This window comes from Arthrobacter sp. Helios, assembly GCF_023167125.1.
Classification (GTDB): Bacteria; Actinomycetota; Actinomycetes; order Actinomycetales; family Micrococcaceae; genus Arthrobacter_B; species Arthrobacter_B luteolus.
The window spans coordinates 1,769,473-1,782,027 of the sequence record NZ_CP095402.1 but is presented as its reverse complement, the minus strand read 5'-3'; the positions used below and the strand labels follow the sequence as shown (position 1 = coordinate 1,782,027).

11 protein-coding genes and 1 other RNA gene are annotated in these 12,555 nt (G+C 65.1%); 7 read left to right on the top strand and 5 right to left on the bottom strand.

Translation table 11 applies throughout. The features are described from left to right. Positions 1-19 precede the first annotated feature (19 nt). Positions 20-1,222: a cation:proton antiporter gene (locus tag ArtHe_RS07975; RefSeq protein WP_066302997.1), complete on the bottom strand. Its 1,203-nt coding sequence runs from the start codon at positions 1,220-1,222 to the stop codon at positions 20-22. 246 nt (positions 1,223-1,468) lie between these two features. On the opposite strand from ArtHe_RS07975, the gene ArtHe_RS07970 reads away from it, so the two are divergent. Beyond that, on the top strand, positions 1,469-2,905 hold the full coding sequence (locus tag ArtHe_RS07970; protein ID WP_248319507.1) for a DUF2252 domain-containing protein: 1,437 nt from the start codon (positions 1,469-1,471) through the stop codon (positions 2,903-2,905). Positions 2,906-3,080: 175 nt separating this feature from the next. Next, the gene (gene gndA / locus ArtHe_RS07965; protein WP_066302994.1) at positions 3,081-4,517 is read left to right on the top strand and encodes an NADP-dependent phosphogluconate dehydrogenase; all 1,437 of its coding nucleotides are present in this window, start codon (positions 3,081-3,083) and stop codon (positions 4,515-4,517) included. 80 nt (positions 4,518-4,597) lie between these two features. Here gndA and epsC read toward each other — a convergent pair whose 3' ends face one another. The 3 genes from epsC to msrA all read right to left on the bottom strand — a co-directional run bounded on the left by epsC (position 4,598) and on the right by msrA (position 6,768). Next, positions 4,598-5,182 carry a serine O-acetyltransferase EpsC gene (epsC, locus tag ArtHe_RS07960; protein WP_066302992.1) on the bottom strand — a complete coding sequence of 195 codons (585 nt, stop codon included), beginning with the start codon at positions 5,180-5,182 and terminating at the stop codon, positions 4,598-4,600. 43 nt (positions 5,183-5,225) lie between these two features. Next, the gene (gene cysK / locus ArtHe_RS07955; RefSeq protein WP_066302990.1) at positions 5,226-6,161 is read right to left on the bottom strand and encodes a cysteine synthase A; all 936 of its coding nucleotides are present in this window, start codon (positions 6,159-6,161) and stop codon (positions 5,226-5,228) included. 82 nt (positions 6,162-6,243) lie between these two features. Beyond that, the gene (msrA, locus tag ArtHe_RS07950) at positions 6,244-6,768 is read right to left on the bottom strand and encodes a peptide-methionine (S)-S-oxide reductase MsrA (RefSeq protein WP_066302986.1); all 525 of its coding nucleotides are present in this window, start codon (positions 6,766-6,768) and stop codon (positions 6,244-6,246) included. 135 nt (positions 6,769-6,903) lie between these two features. Here msrA and ArtHe_RS07945 point away from each other — a divergent pair, with 135 nt between their 5' ends. From ArtHe_RS07945 to ArtHe_RS07935, 3 genes are all read left to right on the top strand, one after another. Continuing rightward, on the top strand, positions 6,904-7,869 hold the full coding sequence (locus ArtHe_RS07945; RefSeq protein ID WP_083521834.1) for a Nif3-like dinuclear metal center hexameric protein: 966 nt from the start codon (positions 6,904-6,906) through the stop codon (positions 7,867-7,869). Between the two features lie 73 nt (positions 7,870-7,942). Beyond that, positions 7,943-8,683: a C4-type zinc ribbon domain-containing protein gene (locus tag ArtHe_RS07940; protein ID WP_066302984.1), complete on the top strand. Its 741-nt coding sequence runs from the start codon at positions 7,943-7,945 to the stop codon at positions 8,681-8,683. 3 nt (positions 8,684-8,686) lie between these two features. Further along, a complete protein-coding gene (locus tag ArtHe_RS07935) occupies positions 8,687-9,670 on the top strand; it encodes a reverse transcriptase-like protein (RefSeq protein ID WP_248319506.1) in 984 nt (327 codons plus the stop codon). On the opposite strand, the gene ArtHe_RS07930 is transcribed toward ArtHe_RS07935, so the two are convergent. After that, positions 9,667-10,434, bottom strand: coding sequence for a peroxide stress protein YaaA (locus ArtHe_RS07930; RefSeq protein WP_248319505.1), 768 nt, complete (start codon positions 10,432-10,434; stop codon positions 9,667-9,669). The genes ArtHe_RS07935 and ArtHe_RS07930 overlap by 4 nt on opposite strands. 44 nt (positions 10,435-10,478) lie before the next feature. Here ArtHe_RS07930 and rnpB point away from each other — a divergent pair. Both rnpB and ArtHe_RS07920 read left to right on the top strand, forming a co-directional pair. Next, positions 10,479-10,859: RNase P RNA component class A (gene rnpB / locus ArtHe_RS07925), an RNA gene on the top strand. Positions 10,860-11,066: 207 nt separating this feature from the next. Continuing rightward, positions 11,067-12,422 carry an MFS transporter gene (locus ArtHe_RS07920; RefSeq protein WP_248319504.1) on the top strand — a complete coding sequence of 452 codons (1,356 nt, stop codon included), beginning with the start codon at positions 11,067-11,069 and terminating at the stop codon, positions 12,420-12,422. The last annotated feature ends 133 nt before the right edge of the window (positions 12,423-12,555 follow it).

The window sequence follows — 12,555 nt, the reverse complement described above, 5'->3', positions numbered from 1 at the left end:
CTATTCTCCGGAGCGGGCACTATTTTCCGGGGCTCGCCGCAGCCCAGCGCTGGTAGGCAGCAATCAGCGGTTTTGCCGACAGTCCATGTGCGAACACACTCAGCCCGACAGTCACGACCACCGTCGTGAGCAGCGTGGTGGCCGCTGGAGGTCCCCGCTCGAAGGCCAGCAGGGCAAACACCACGGAGGCCAGTCCGCGGGGCCCGAACCACCCCATGAACGCCTTGGTCTGCCACTGTGCGCCGCTGCCGATCATAGCGACGGCGACCGGCAGCATCCGCACGACCGTCAGGCTTAGCAGGGCGTAGGCAAGGACTTGCCAGGTGATGTGCGGGAGTGCGGTCAGGACCGCCACCGCGCCGAAAATCATCCAGGTCGCCGCGGCCAATGTGCTGCCTACCTCGCCCGTGAAGTAACTCGTGTCAACGTTCGCGGAGCCCTTGACCAGGCGATAGGCCAGGCCTGCCACGAAGGCGGCGAGGAATGCGCTGCCTCCCAGCGAAACCGCCGCCGCATAGGCGCCCACAGCAACCGCCAGTGTTCCCGGCTGGCGCCACTCCTGCTGGAACCACGCTCGACTGGAGGCTACCCGCAATATATATCCGCCTGCTCCCCCCATCACGACGCCGGCCAGCATTCCCCAGCCGATCTGCTCCGTGATGGCAACCACCACAGCCGACCGCACGCCCCCCTCCAGTGCGGACATCGAGATGTCGAGGGATACCAGGAAGAACGGGACCGCGATTCCATCGTTCAGCCCGCTTTCCACATTCAGCGCCTGGCGCACCTTTCCTGGTACCGCGGGGTCTTCGACAACCCGGTGACCGAGCGCAGCGTCAGTTGCGCAGAGCATGGCGGAGAGCAGGAAGGCACTGGCCAGGGGGAGGCCGGGAAAAATCAGCAGCCCGGCACCGAATCCGAGGAGGAGGGTCAACGGGAGCCCAATCGTCAGCAACCGTCCCGGCCATCCGATGCTCCGGCGGAGTAATCCAAGGTCAACACGGGCAGCGTCGGTAAAGAGGAGGAAGACCAGGGCCAGCTCAGCTACCCCCAGAACTGCGGCGTTTTCCAGGCCTAATCCGAGCGAGCCGTCCAATGCCGCACCGAGGATCAGTCCAGCCAGCAGGAAAGCCATGGCAGAGGTCACGCCGCGCCGGGCAAGCGGCCCCGAGAAAGCACTGACCGTTATCAGTACTATGGCTGCGAGCAGTAACGCGATCATCTGTTCCTCCCCGTCCGGTTTCAACCTACGAGACCGTGCCGGAGCCGTCGATAGTGCGGCTCCGGGCAGGCGGTGCGGCCAGGAAGATGAGGGGCGGGAACGGGTTCAGGGAAGGCCAAAGCGGCACAGACCATCCCGTCCGGGGAAGTCGATCCGATATTCTTTAGACCTCGAGGGCCGGGCACTGCCCCCCTGGAACGCACGGGCCCGGTGGTGCAGCAAGCTGACATGGAGAGGTCGCCGATCATGGTCAGAACCAAGGTCAAGCACCCAAGCGTCACGGAACGGGTGGCAGCCGGCAAGGACTGCCGGAACGCGGCACCGCTCTCCGCCCTCAGGGGATGGGCCCCCGCGCCCGGGCGCCCGGACCCCGTCTCGCTCATCGAGGAGCAGAACCGCACCCGCGAGCCGGACCTCGTGCCGGTGCGCCACGGCAGGATGCTTGCCTCTCCGTTTACTTTCTACCGCGGAGCGGCCAAGATCATGGCCGCTGACCTCAAAGACGTGCCGAGGGCCGGCCTGACCACCCAGCTGTGCGGCGACGCCCACCTGTCCAACTTCGGAGTGTTCGGTTCGCCGGAGCGGATCCTGGTTTTCGACCTCAACGACTTTGACGAGACACTCCCTGGACCCTTCGAGTACGACCTGCTGCGGATGTCAGCGAGTTTCACCATCGCGGCCAGGAACAACGCCTTCACGAGCGAGGCAGCACACACGGTCACCCTTGCGGCGGCGCAGGCTTACCGCGAAGCGATGCACGGCTTCGCCCAGATGGGCGTTATGGACGTCTGGTACGCGCGTCTGGCGGAGGCGGATGTTCTGTCGGCTATCCAGCTGGCGGGGGAGACCAGCAAGGGCAAGGCAGAGAAAAAAGCTGCGAAACGAGCGGAAAAGAACGCAGAGAAGGCCGCCCGGAAGGCACGTTCCCGGGACAGCCTGCAGGCGCTGTCCAAGCTGGCCGAGCGGGTGGACGGTAAATACAGGATCGCCAGCCAGCCGCCGATCCTGATCCCCGTCCGCGAGCTTGGCGATTCCCTGGGCTTGTCCCCGGAGGAGATGCAGGAGGCGGCCCGGGAGCAGCTCCGGTCCTACCGGGCCAGCCTGCCGGACGACAGGCGGCTGCTCCTCGAGCGCTTCGAAACGGTAGACGTCGCCCGCAAGGTGGTGGGTGTCGGCAGCGTCGGCACCCGGGCCTTCATCGTCTTGCTTCAGGGCCGCGATTCGGAGGACCCCTTGTTCCTCCAAGTGAAGGAAGCGACGCGCTCCGTCCTCGAGGACCACCTGCCGAAAAGCAAATACCGCCAGCCGGGTGAGCGGGTGGTGCAGGGCCAGCGGCGGATGCAGGCCGCCAGCGATATTTTCCTGGGCTGGACAAAAGGAGTGCAGGACAACCGGTACCTGTACTGGCGTCAGCTCAGGGATATGAAGGGCGCCGTCGTCGTGGAGGCGATGAAACCCCTCGGGATGGAGTTTTACGCCCGCATCTGTGGCTGGACTTTGGCCAGGGCCCATGCCAGGGCGGGGGATCCGATCGCAATCGCTGCCTACCTTGGCAAAAGCGAGAAGTTCGACAACGCCGTCACGGACTTCTGTGAACGGTACGCCGATCAAAATGAAGCCGACTACCAGGCCTTCGCGAAGGCGGTGCGTTCCGGTCGCCTGCCGGCGGTCGAAGGGGTCTAGCCACGGGCGGCCGGGACCGGAAAGCTGCGGCTGACGGCGGACGTGTCGCGCGTCGCACACCCCCGTGTGGCGGGGGCAGCCTCCGGGAGAATAGGCTGGAGCCTGAAGACGGCGCGATCGGTGCGCCGACACCGTGCTGCGGCAAGCGGCACCTAAAGAATCCTTGGAGTGAACTTTGAGCGCACAGATAGGTGTGACCGGCCTGGCCGTTATGGGGGCCAACCTCGCCCGCAACCTGGCCCGCAACGGCTACACGGTGGCCCTGCACAACCGGTCAGTGGAAAAGACGGATGCCCTGCTCTCCGCCCACGGCGATGAAGGCGACTTTATCCGCACGGAGACGCTGCAGGAACTCGTCGATTCGCTGGAGAAGCCGCGCCGCGTGCTGATCATGGTGAAGGCCGGAGCGCCTGTTGACTCGGTCATCGACCAGCTGGTCCCGCTCCTGGAAGCAGGCGACATCGTCATTGACGCCGGCAACTCGCACTACGAAGACACGCGCCGCCGCGAAGCCGCCCTGGCGGAAAAGGACCTTCACTTCGTGGGCGTCGGCGTTTCCGGCGGCGAGGAAGGGGCGCTGCTCGGCCCCTCGATCATGCCCGGCGGCTCGCGTGAATCCTACGATTCCCTCGGTCCCATGCTGGAGAAAATCTCCGCCAAGTACAACGGTGAACCGTGCTGCACCTGGGTCGGTACCGATGGGGCGGGCCACTTCGTGAAGATGGTCCACAACGGCATCGAATACGCCGACATGCAGGTTATTGGCGAAGCCTACGACCTGCTGCGCTCCGCTGCGGGCATCGAACCGGCCGAGCAGGCAGAGATCTTCACCGAATGGAACAAGGGCCAGCTGAGCTCCTTCCTCATCGAGATCACCGCCGAAGTCCTGGCCCATACGGATGCCAAGACCGGCAAGCCGTTCGTTGACGTTGTGGTGGACTCCGCGGGACAGAAGGGCACCGGCCGCTGGACCGTCGTCTCCGGCCTGGATCTCGGCTCCCCGGTGTCGGCGATCGCCGAATCCGTGTTCGCCCGCGCCCTTTCGTCCCAGCGCAGCCAGCGCGAAGAGGCTCAGGGCATCCTCGCCGGCGAGGAACAGGCCGTCGAGCTGCCGGAAACCTTTGTCGAAGACGTGCGCCAGGCGCTGTACGCATCCAAGCTGGTCAGCTACGCCCAGGGTCTGGACATGCTCACCGGTGCTGCCAAGACGTACGGCTGGGATCTGAAGCTGGACGAGATCGCCTCCCTGTGGCGCGCGGGCTGCATCATCCGTGCGGAGCTGCTGGACGACATTATGAAGGCATACGCGGGTAACCAGGCACCTGCCAACCTGCTGCTGGCCCCGGCCTTCGCCGAGTCCATCGCAGCAGCCCTTCCGGCCTGGCGACGGGTGGTCTCGGTTGCAGTGCAGCTGGGGATTCCGGTTCCGGTCTTCTCCTCGTCGCTGGCCTACTATGACGGCCTGCGCCGCAAGCGCCTGCCCGCTGCCCTGACCCAGGGCCTGCGCGACCTCTTCGGCGCGCACACCTACAACCGGGTCGACGCCGAGGGCACGTTCCACACGCTGTGGAGCGGTGACCACTCAGAAATCGAAGCGGTGGACACTCACTAGATAATTCATGCAGACAAAAGGCCGGCCGCCCCGAAAGGGGCGGCCGGCCTTTTGTCTGACTGGGCTGCTGCTGGATCCGGCTAGATATAGATAGCCGGGTCGACGTACTCGGCGGGATCCACGGCCGGCTGGGTCATCTTGGCATCGCGGTGGCGCCAGGTGGCCGGGATGCCCGTGATGATCGAATCCGCCGGGGCGTCCTTGACGACGACGGCGTTGGCCCCCACAGCGCTGTTGGCGCCGATGGTGACCGGGCCCAGGACCTTTGCCCCGGCGCCCACCACCACTCCGTTGCACAGCGTGGGATGCCGCTTGACCTTTGCCAGTGAACGCCCGCCCAGGGTTACCCCGTGATAGAGCATCACGTCGTCACCGATCTCAGCGGTCTCGCCAATAACGACGCCCATGCCGTGGTCGATGAAGAAACGCCTGCCGATGGTCGCCCCCGGATGGATTTCGATGCCGGTGGCAAAGCGGGTGATCTGGGACAGTGCCCGCGCAGGGAAGCGGAGAGCGGGGTTTGCCCACATCTTGTGGGTCAGCCGGTGCATCCAGATGGCATGCAGTCCGGAATAGACAACGATGTTCTCGAGCGGGCCCCGCGCCGCCGGGTCGTGGGACGCGGCGGCGTCGAGGTCTTCACGCAGTCGTGACAGGAGGCTCACGTGGGACTTTCTGCTTGGATTTTCCGCCCGGGGGGCGGGCTGGCTAGCCGCGGATGTCGTCGTAGAGAACCGTGGAGATGTAGCGTTCGCCGAAGTCACAGACAACAGCCACGATCAGCTTACCGGCGTTCTCCGGCCGCTTGGCCAACTCAAGTGCTGCCCAGACGATCGCGCCGGAGGAGATGCCGCCCAGAATACCCTCCTGGGTTCCCAGCGCCCGGGCGGTCGCCACGGAGTCCTCGATGGAGGCATCGAAGACCTCGTCATAAATCTCGGTGTCCAGGATTTCAGGCACGAAGTTGGCGCCGATGCCCTGGATCTTGTGCGGACCGGGCGAACCGCCGTTGAGGATGGCGGAGTCCTTCGGCTCAACCGCGACGATCTGCACTTCCGGCTTCCGCTTCTTCAAGACCTGGCCAACGCCGGTGACAGTACCGCCGGTGCCGACTCCCGCCACGAAAATGTCCACCTTGCCATCGGTGTCTTCCCAGATCTCCTCGGCGGTGGTGGCCCGGTGGATCTCCACGTTGGCCGGGTTGGCGAACTGCTGCGCCCAGATCGCGTTGTCTGTGGTGGCCACGATTTCCTTGGCTTTATCCACGGCGCCGCGCATGCCGTCTGCACCCGGTGTGAGGACGATTTCCGCACCATAGGCACGCAGCATTACCCGGCGTTCCGTCGACATGGTCTCAGGCATGGTCAGGATGACCTTGTAGCCGCGTGCGGCGCCGACCATGGCCAGGGCGATTCCGGTGTTGCCGGAGGTGCCCTCCACGATGGTGCCGCCCGGACGCAGCGCGCCGGCCTTTTCGGCGGCGTCGACAATCGCCACGCCAATCCGGTCCTTGACGGAATTGGCGGGGTTGTAGAACTCAAGCTTGACCGCAACGTCACCGGGGAGGCCCTCGGCGAGGCGGTTCAGGCGGACCAGGGGAGTCCCGCCGACCAGCTGGGTTACATCATCGTAGATTCGTGCCATGTGACTTTTCCTCTGTTCGTAAGGCCTGTGAACCGGTTGCGGAACTCTGTTTCTTCCAGCGTATCGCCACGCATCATCATGATTAGTTGTCAAGCCATTCGGCGTAATATTTCCGGGCCTTTGCCAGCTTCGGATTGATGATCACCTGGCAGTACCCCTGCTCAGGATGCTTGGCGTAGAAGTTCTGGTGGGTTTCCTCAGCCCGGTGGAAGGTGGGAAGCCGCGTGATTTCCGTGACAATCGGATCGCTCCAGTTCGCCTGTGCCCGCTGCAGGGCCTTCTCCATCTCCTCCCGCTCTTCCTCTGTCCGGTAGAACATCGACGAGCGGTACTGGGTGCCGACGTCGTATCCCTGGCGGTTCAGGGTGGTCGGATCGTGGGAAATGAAGAACATGTCGAGGATCACTTCAGCGGGAACAATTTCCTCGTCGAAGGTCACGGCCACGACTTCGGCGTGCCCCGTCATGCCGGAACAGACGCTCTCATAATCGGGGTGGGCGGTAAAACCGCCGGTGTAGCCCGAAACGACGCTCTCCACGCCGCGGGTCTTCTGATAAATGGCGTCGAGGCACCAAAAGCAGCCTCCGCCTAGAACATACGTCTTCATGCCTTTATATAAGACGACGGGGATGCCAAAGATTCCCGTCTGAGTAAACCGGGGGCGTTCTTCTTAGAACCCGGCACTTCCCGGGGCCGGTTTCCTCTGCGTGGATGCACCGCTGGTGGGGTAGAACTTATACCTATGGAAATCCCACGCGACGGCGAGCACGACGGCAACAGCGATCCGCAGACGGACAACCCGGAAATCCCGGCGGACCAGGACGGACACGACAGTTCAGAGGGCCAGGGCAGTCTGGAGAGCGGCGGCCTCGCGCAGCCCACAGTCGGTGACGTGCTGGTGGCTGTGGAGGAACTGTGGCCGGAATCCCTCGCCGAGGACTGGGACGCCGTCGGTATGGTCCTGGGCCGTCCTTCCCGGACGGTGCAGCGGATACTCTTCGCCGTCGACCCGACCCATGAGGTGATCGACGAGGCCCTGGAATGGGGTGCGGACCTCCTGGTGACCCATCACCCCCTGCTGCTGAAACCGGTCAATTCGGTGGCAGGCACCAGCTTTAAGGGCGAGGCCGTGCACCGCCTGATCGAAAGCGGCTGCGCCCTGGTGACAGCCCATACCAACGGAGACAGCGCCGTCGGGGGAGTGTCGGATGTGCTGGCCGATGCCTTTGGCCTCCAGGACACGGTTCCCCTGGCGCCGGCTGCCAACGGGCTTCCCGAAGAAGGCATCGGACGGGTGGGCAACCTGCCGGAGGTGATGAAGCTCGCTGATTTCGCCGAGCTGGTCTTCAGCATTATGCCCGCTGTCGCCGGCGGCGTCCGGGTTGCCGGCGATCCCCAGGGGCTTGTCCACCGGGTAGCGGTCTGCGGCGGTGCCGGCGACAGCCTCTTCGACGCTGTCCGGGCCCAGCACGCGGATGTGTATGTAACGGCTGACCTGCGCCATCATCCCGCTTCCGAGGCCCGGGAGGCCGCCGTCAACGGCCGGCCCTACCTCATTGATGTGTCCCATTTCGGCAGCGAGTGGCTGTGGCTCACTCCGGCCGCGTCCGCGCTGGAAAACGTCCTCACGGACCAGGGATTCGAGGTAGAGATCCGGGTGAGCTCCCGGAACACCGACCCGTGGGACTTTGTGCTGACCCCCGGCTGAGGAACCGGGCCGCCGGTGGCATAGGCTAGGAGAGCCGCACCAGTCAGGCAAGCGGATTAAGTGGAGGTATTTGGTGGCAAAAGCATCACCGGCGGAGCAGTTGAGGCTGCTGGACCTGCAGGCATTGGACAGCAGGATGAAGCAGCTGGACACCCGCGCCCGCTCAGTACGTGAGAACCCGGACCTCGCGGCCCTCGCTGCGAAGGCAGCTGCTGCCCGGACAGCCCTGGGTGCCGCAGCCACGGAAAGTGCGGACATCGAGCGTGAGCTCACCCGCGCAGAGGCTGATGTGGCTTCGGTGACGGCCCGGCTGGAACGCGACCAGAAGCATCTCGACAGCGGCTCGGGCGGCTCCAAGGAACTGACCGCGCTGCAGAGCGAGATCGAGTCGCTGTCCCGCCGCCGGTCTGACCTTGAAGACACCGAGCTGGAAATCATGGAGCGCCTGGAAGCGGTCAAGGGTGTCGAGGCGGAGCGCCGCGCCGAAGCGGGTGCCGCGGAAGCAGAGCTGGCTGCCCTCGAAGCGAAACGGGACACCGAGCTGGCCGAAATCAGCGCCGAACGCGCCGAGACGCAGCGCCAGCGCACGGAGCTCGCAGGACGGTTTGCCCCGGATCTTCTGGCTGTTTACGAACGAACCCTTTCCCGCCACGGCATCGGCGCGGCCAGGCTGTTCCACGGGACCTCCGAAGGTTCCGGCATGCAGCTGAGCCCGGGTGACCTCGCGGACATCCGCAAGGCTGCTGAGGACGATGTGGTGTTCTGCCCGGACTCGGGGTGCATCCTGGTCCGTTCGGCCGAGTGGGGCAGCTAATCCGTGACGCTGTTTGATCCTTCGGACACCCCTGTCCACGACACACCGGCCGCCGCACGGCGAACCCTGATTGTGGAGGCCGACGGCGGTTCCCGCGGGAATCCGGGCCACGCAGGCTACGGGGCGCTCGTCCGGGATCCCGAGACTGGCGAGATCCTCGCAGAAAAGGCCCAGTACCTGGGCATCGTCTCCAACAACGTCGCAGAGTATTCAGGGCTGATCGCTGCCCTGGAACTGGCGCACGAAATTGATCCGAACGCCTGGATTCTGGCGAAAATGGACTCAAAGCTCGTAGTCGAGCAGATGAGCGGCCGCTGGAAGATCAAGCACGAGGACATGCAGCGGCTCGCAGCGCAGGCCCGGTCCACCGTTGACCCCCGAAGGGTCAAGTACCAGTGGATCCCGCGCGAGATTAACAAGGACGCGGACCGGCTTTCCAATGAAGCAATGGATGCCGGAATGGCGGGGGTTCCCTGGAAACAGCGGGAGCTCAAAGGGAAGGCCGCATCCAAGGGGGCTTCCACTGCTGCCGTAACCGGTGCTGCTGCAGAAGAGACGACCGCCGGCCAGGAGCCGGCCGCTCCGGCCGGCGCAACCGGCCGGCTGCACCACACGGAGATCTGGGTCAGGGACTTCGCCCGGGCCGAAGCCAGCCTGGGTTGGCTGCTGGAGCGGCTTGGGTTCGCCAGGCGCGATTCATGGGCCACCGGGGCCAGCTGGCAGGGCCTCAGCGGTTACATCGTGATCGAGGCAGGTCCTGACGTCCTCCCTGCCGACCATGAACGGCGCCGGCCCGGGCTGAATCACCTGGCTTTCGGCGCGGGCTCGCCGGCCGACGTCGATCTGCTGGCCCGCCGGGCGGCAACCCACGGCTGGAAGCTGCTCTTCAGCGACAGGCATCCACACGCCGGGGGTCCGGACCACTATGCGGCGTACCTCGAAAACGCCGACGGCTTTGAAGTCGAGCTGGTGGCGGACCGCCCCTAGCCCTCGGGGAGGATCAGGTTCAGCTGATGCGGTTTGCGGCCGGATGCCGGGACAAGCTCGGTTTCCCACTTCTCGGCGGCCGCCTCACGCAGTTCCCCGACGGTGGCGGGCGCCGCTTCGCCGCGCGTCAGCAGATGCCGGGCAATTTCCCCGCGCGTGTGCTTGGCAAAATGGGACACTACTTTCCGTTCACCGCCGCGGATCTGGAAGACGTTAACAGCCGCTGTGATGGCCGGGTCCGGCCGCCACGCCGCGGCATAGGTGCTGGAGCGGCAGTCCACGATCAGGTGTCCGGCCGCGTAGTCATCCAGCGGTTCCGTCTGCACGGCTTTCCAGAAGGCAGCCAGCCGCCCGACGCCTGGCAGATTCGTTCCCATGGACAGCCGGTAGGCCGGAATCGGATCGGAGAAACCGATGGCACCCCACAGCGCTGACATCACCAAAACGGCGTCATCCGCGCGTCGGCGCTGGCTGGCCGTCAGCGAACCGTAGCCAAGCGCGTCGTAGAGGACACCGGAATAGACCTGGTGGGCCGGAGCGCAGGGCTCGCTGTCGAGGGCGGCGTTCCGCTCCACCTCCGCGGCCAGGGTGGCGCCGACCCCCAGGACCTGCAGCGCCTGGGGGGAGGCACTGGCCTCCATCAGGGCGGAGAATGTGAGCTTCCTGGCATCGGTGAGTTCCGGGAAGCGGAGCAGCCCAGGGTCCAGGACGGGGCCGTCGGCGGGGCGTGTTTTGCCTTCAGAGGGCGGCAGCAGAATCAGCACTGATTAATCGTACGTTCCGCTGCCGGGTACCATTGACCGAAGGACGGGTTGGCCAGGCAATCGCGTCAGGACGGTGCTGCCGGACCTGGCGAGGAAAGTCCGGGCTCCGCAGGGCAGGGTGGTGGGTAACGCCCACTCGGGGAAACCCGCAGGCAAGTGCCACAGAGAAGAGACCGCCCGCGTTGATCCGCGGGTAAGGGTGAAACGGTGGTGTAAGAGACCACCAGTGTCCCGGGTGACCGGGACAGCTAGGTAAACCCCACCCGGAGCAAGGCCATACAGGATGCGTTTGAGGGCTGCCCGCCTGAGTATCCGGGTAGGCCGCTAGAGGGTACCGGCAACGGTGCCCCCAGATGGATGGTTGCCACCTTCCGGCTGGAAACAGCCGGCAGGCACAAAACCCGGCTTATCGGCCAGCCCGTCCCCACCGGCCAGCAGTACTGCACAATTTGTACCGCGTGAGTTGCCGGCCGATTATTATTTAGCCCGGCGGGCTCCGCGCACAACCCAGGTTGCCTGTTTCGCCGGTATTTTGCCTGACTTTTCCACACGGGCATGCCGTGTCATGCATTGGCATGGGCCTCGGCTATTCTGTGGCAATGGTCTCGAACCCGGCACCGAGAAAGCACCTGGTGCTCCGCAATGCTAATTTCCGGGCCCTGTGGCTTTCCTCGACCGTGGGAATCCTCGGGGGATCCGTCACGGCGATCGCCCTTCCCATCATTGCCGCTGTCGAGCTGGGGGCCAGTGACTTTGCCGTAGCGGCCCTATCCGGCATGGTGTTCCTGCCCTGGCTGCTGTTCGGGCTGCCCGTTGGCGTGATCGTGGACAGGCACCGCCGGCGTCCCGTCATCCTCATCTCACTGGTGCTCCGGGTCCTGCTGCTGGCAACCCTCCCTGTGGCTTACTGGCTGGGAGTGCTGTCAACGCCCCAGCTGTTCGTGGTGTCCTTCCTGACCGGGCTGGCAGCCGTGTACTTCACGCTTGCTGAGGCTGCGCTTATCCCGCGGGCGGTGGAGCGGGAAGAACTGATTGAGGGAAACGGCCTGATGACGGGTTCCGGGGCCTCAGCCGACGCCGTAGGGCGCGGACTCGGCGGGTGGCTGACCACCGCCGTCGGCGCGTCCAACTCACTCCTGGTGCAGGTTGCCGCCTCGATTGCTTCGTTCGCGGCGATCCTGCGGCTGAAGGTGGACGAGCAGACACCCCCGGCAGCCTTCGGGAAACGGCGCATCTGGCGGGAGATGGGCTCAGGCCTGCGCTACACGTTGAGCACCACGCCCCTGCGTGTCCTCCTGCTGGTGGCAGCCCTGTGGAATCTTGGCGGCAATATCGTTGTCTCGCTTCTGGTCCTTCTTGTCGTCCGCACGCTGGGCCAGAACGGGACCTGGCTGGGGTTCCTCATGGCTGCCACCGCTCTCGGCGGAACGCTGGGCGGGCTAACCGTGAAGTGGCTGACCGACCGCTTCGGCTCAGGCGTTGTCTGGCGCTATTCCATGTTTCCCGCTGTGGCCGGGTATGCCTCGCTGCTGTTGATGACGCCGGGGTGGGGGATGCTGCCTGGCTTCTTCGGGCTGTTCCTGACCGGGCTGGCCATCTCCATGAACATTGTGGTCTCCACAAGCTTCCGGCAGCGTGTCTGCCCGCCGGACATGATGGGACGGCTGGGATCGGCCACCCGCATGGTGAGCTGGGGGATGCTTGCCGTGGCATCACTGGTAGCCGGAGTGCTGGCCAGCACGGTGGGAGTACGGGGCGGCATCGTGACAGGAATTGCCATCGCACTCGTGGCGCCGCTGGTCGCTGCGGCGGGCCCCCTGCGGGGAGTCCGGCATCTGGAGGACCTGGATCCCGGACCGGAACCAGCCGAAACCACACCGGAAGGGGCGGGCAAAACTGCCCGTCCGGAAGCCTTCCCAACTGCTCCGCAGCACGCGGGAAATGAAGCGGAGCGAACCAAGGGCACGGAAGCGCTGCTGGAAAAATAGCCAGGGCAGCTGCCGGCACCGGCAGCGGTCCTGCACGGAACATGAATGCCGTCTTCAGCAGCCCTGCTTGTGATAAACATCTCCTGCCGCGTTCAGGAAGCCCCGCTGTGGCCTAATACACTTAGTTATTGTC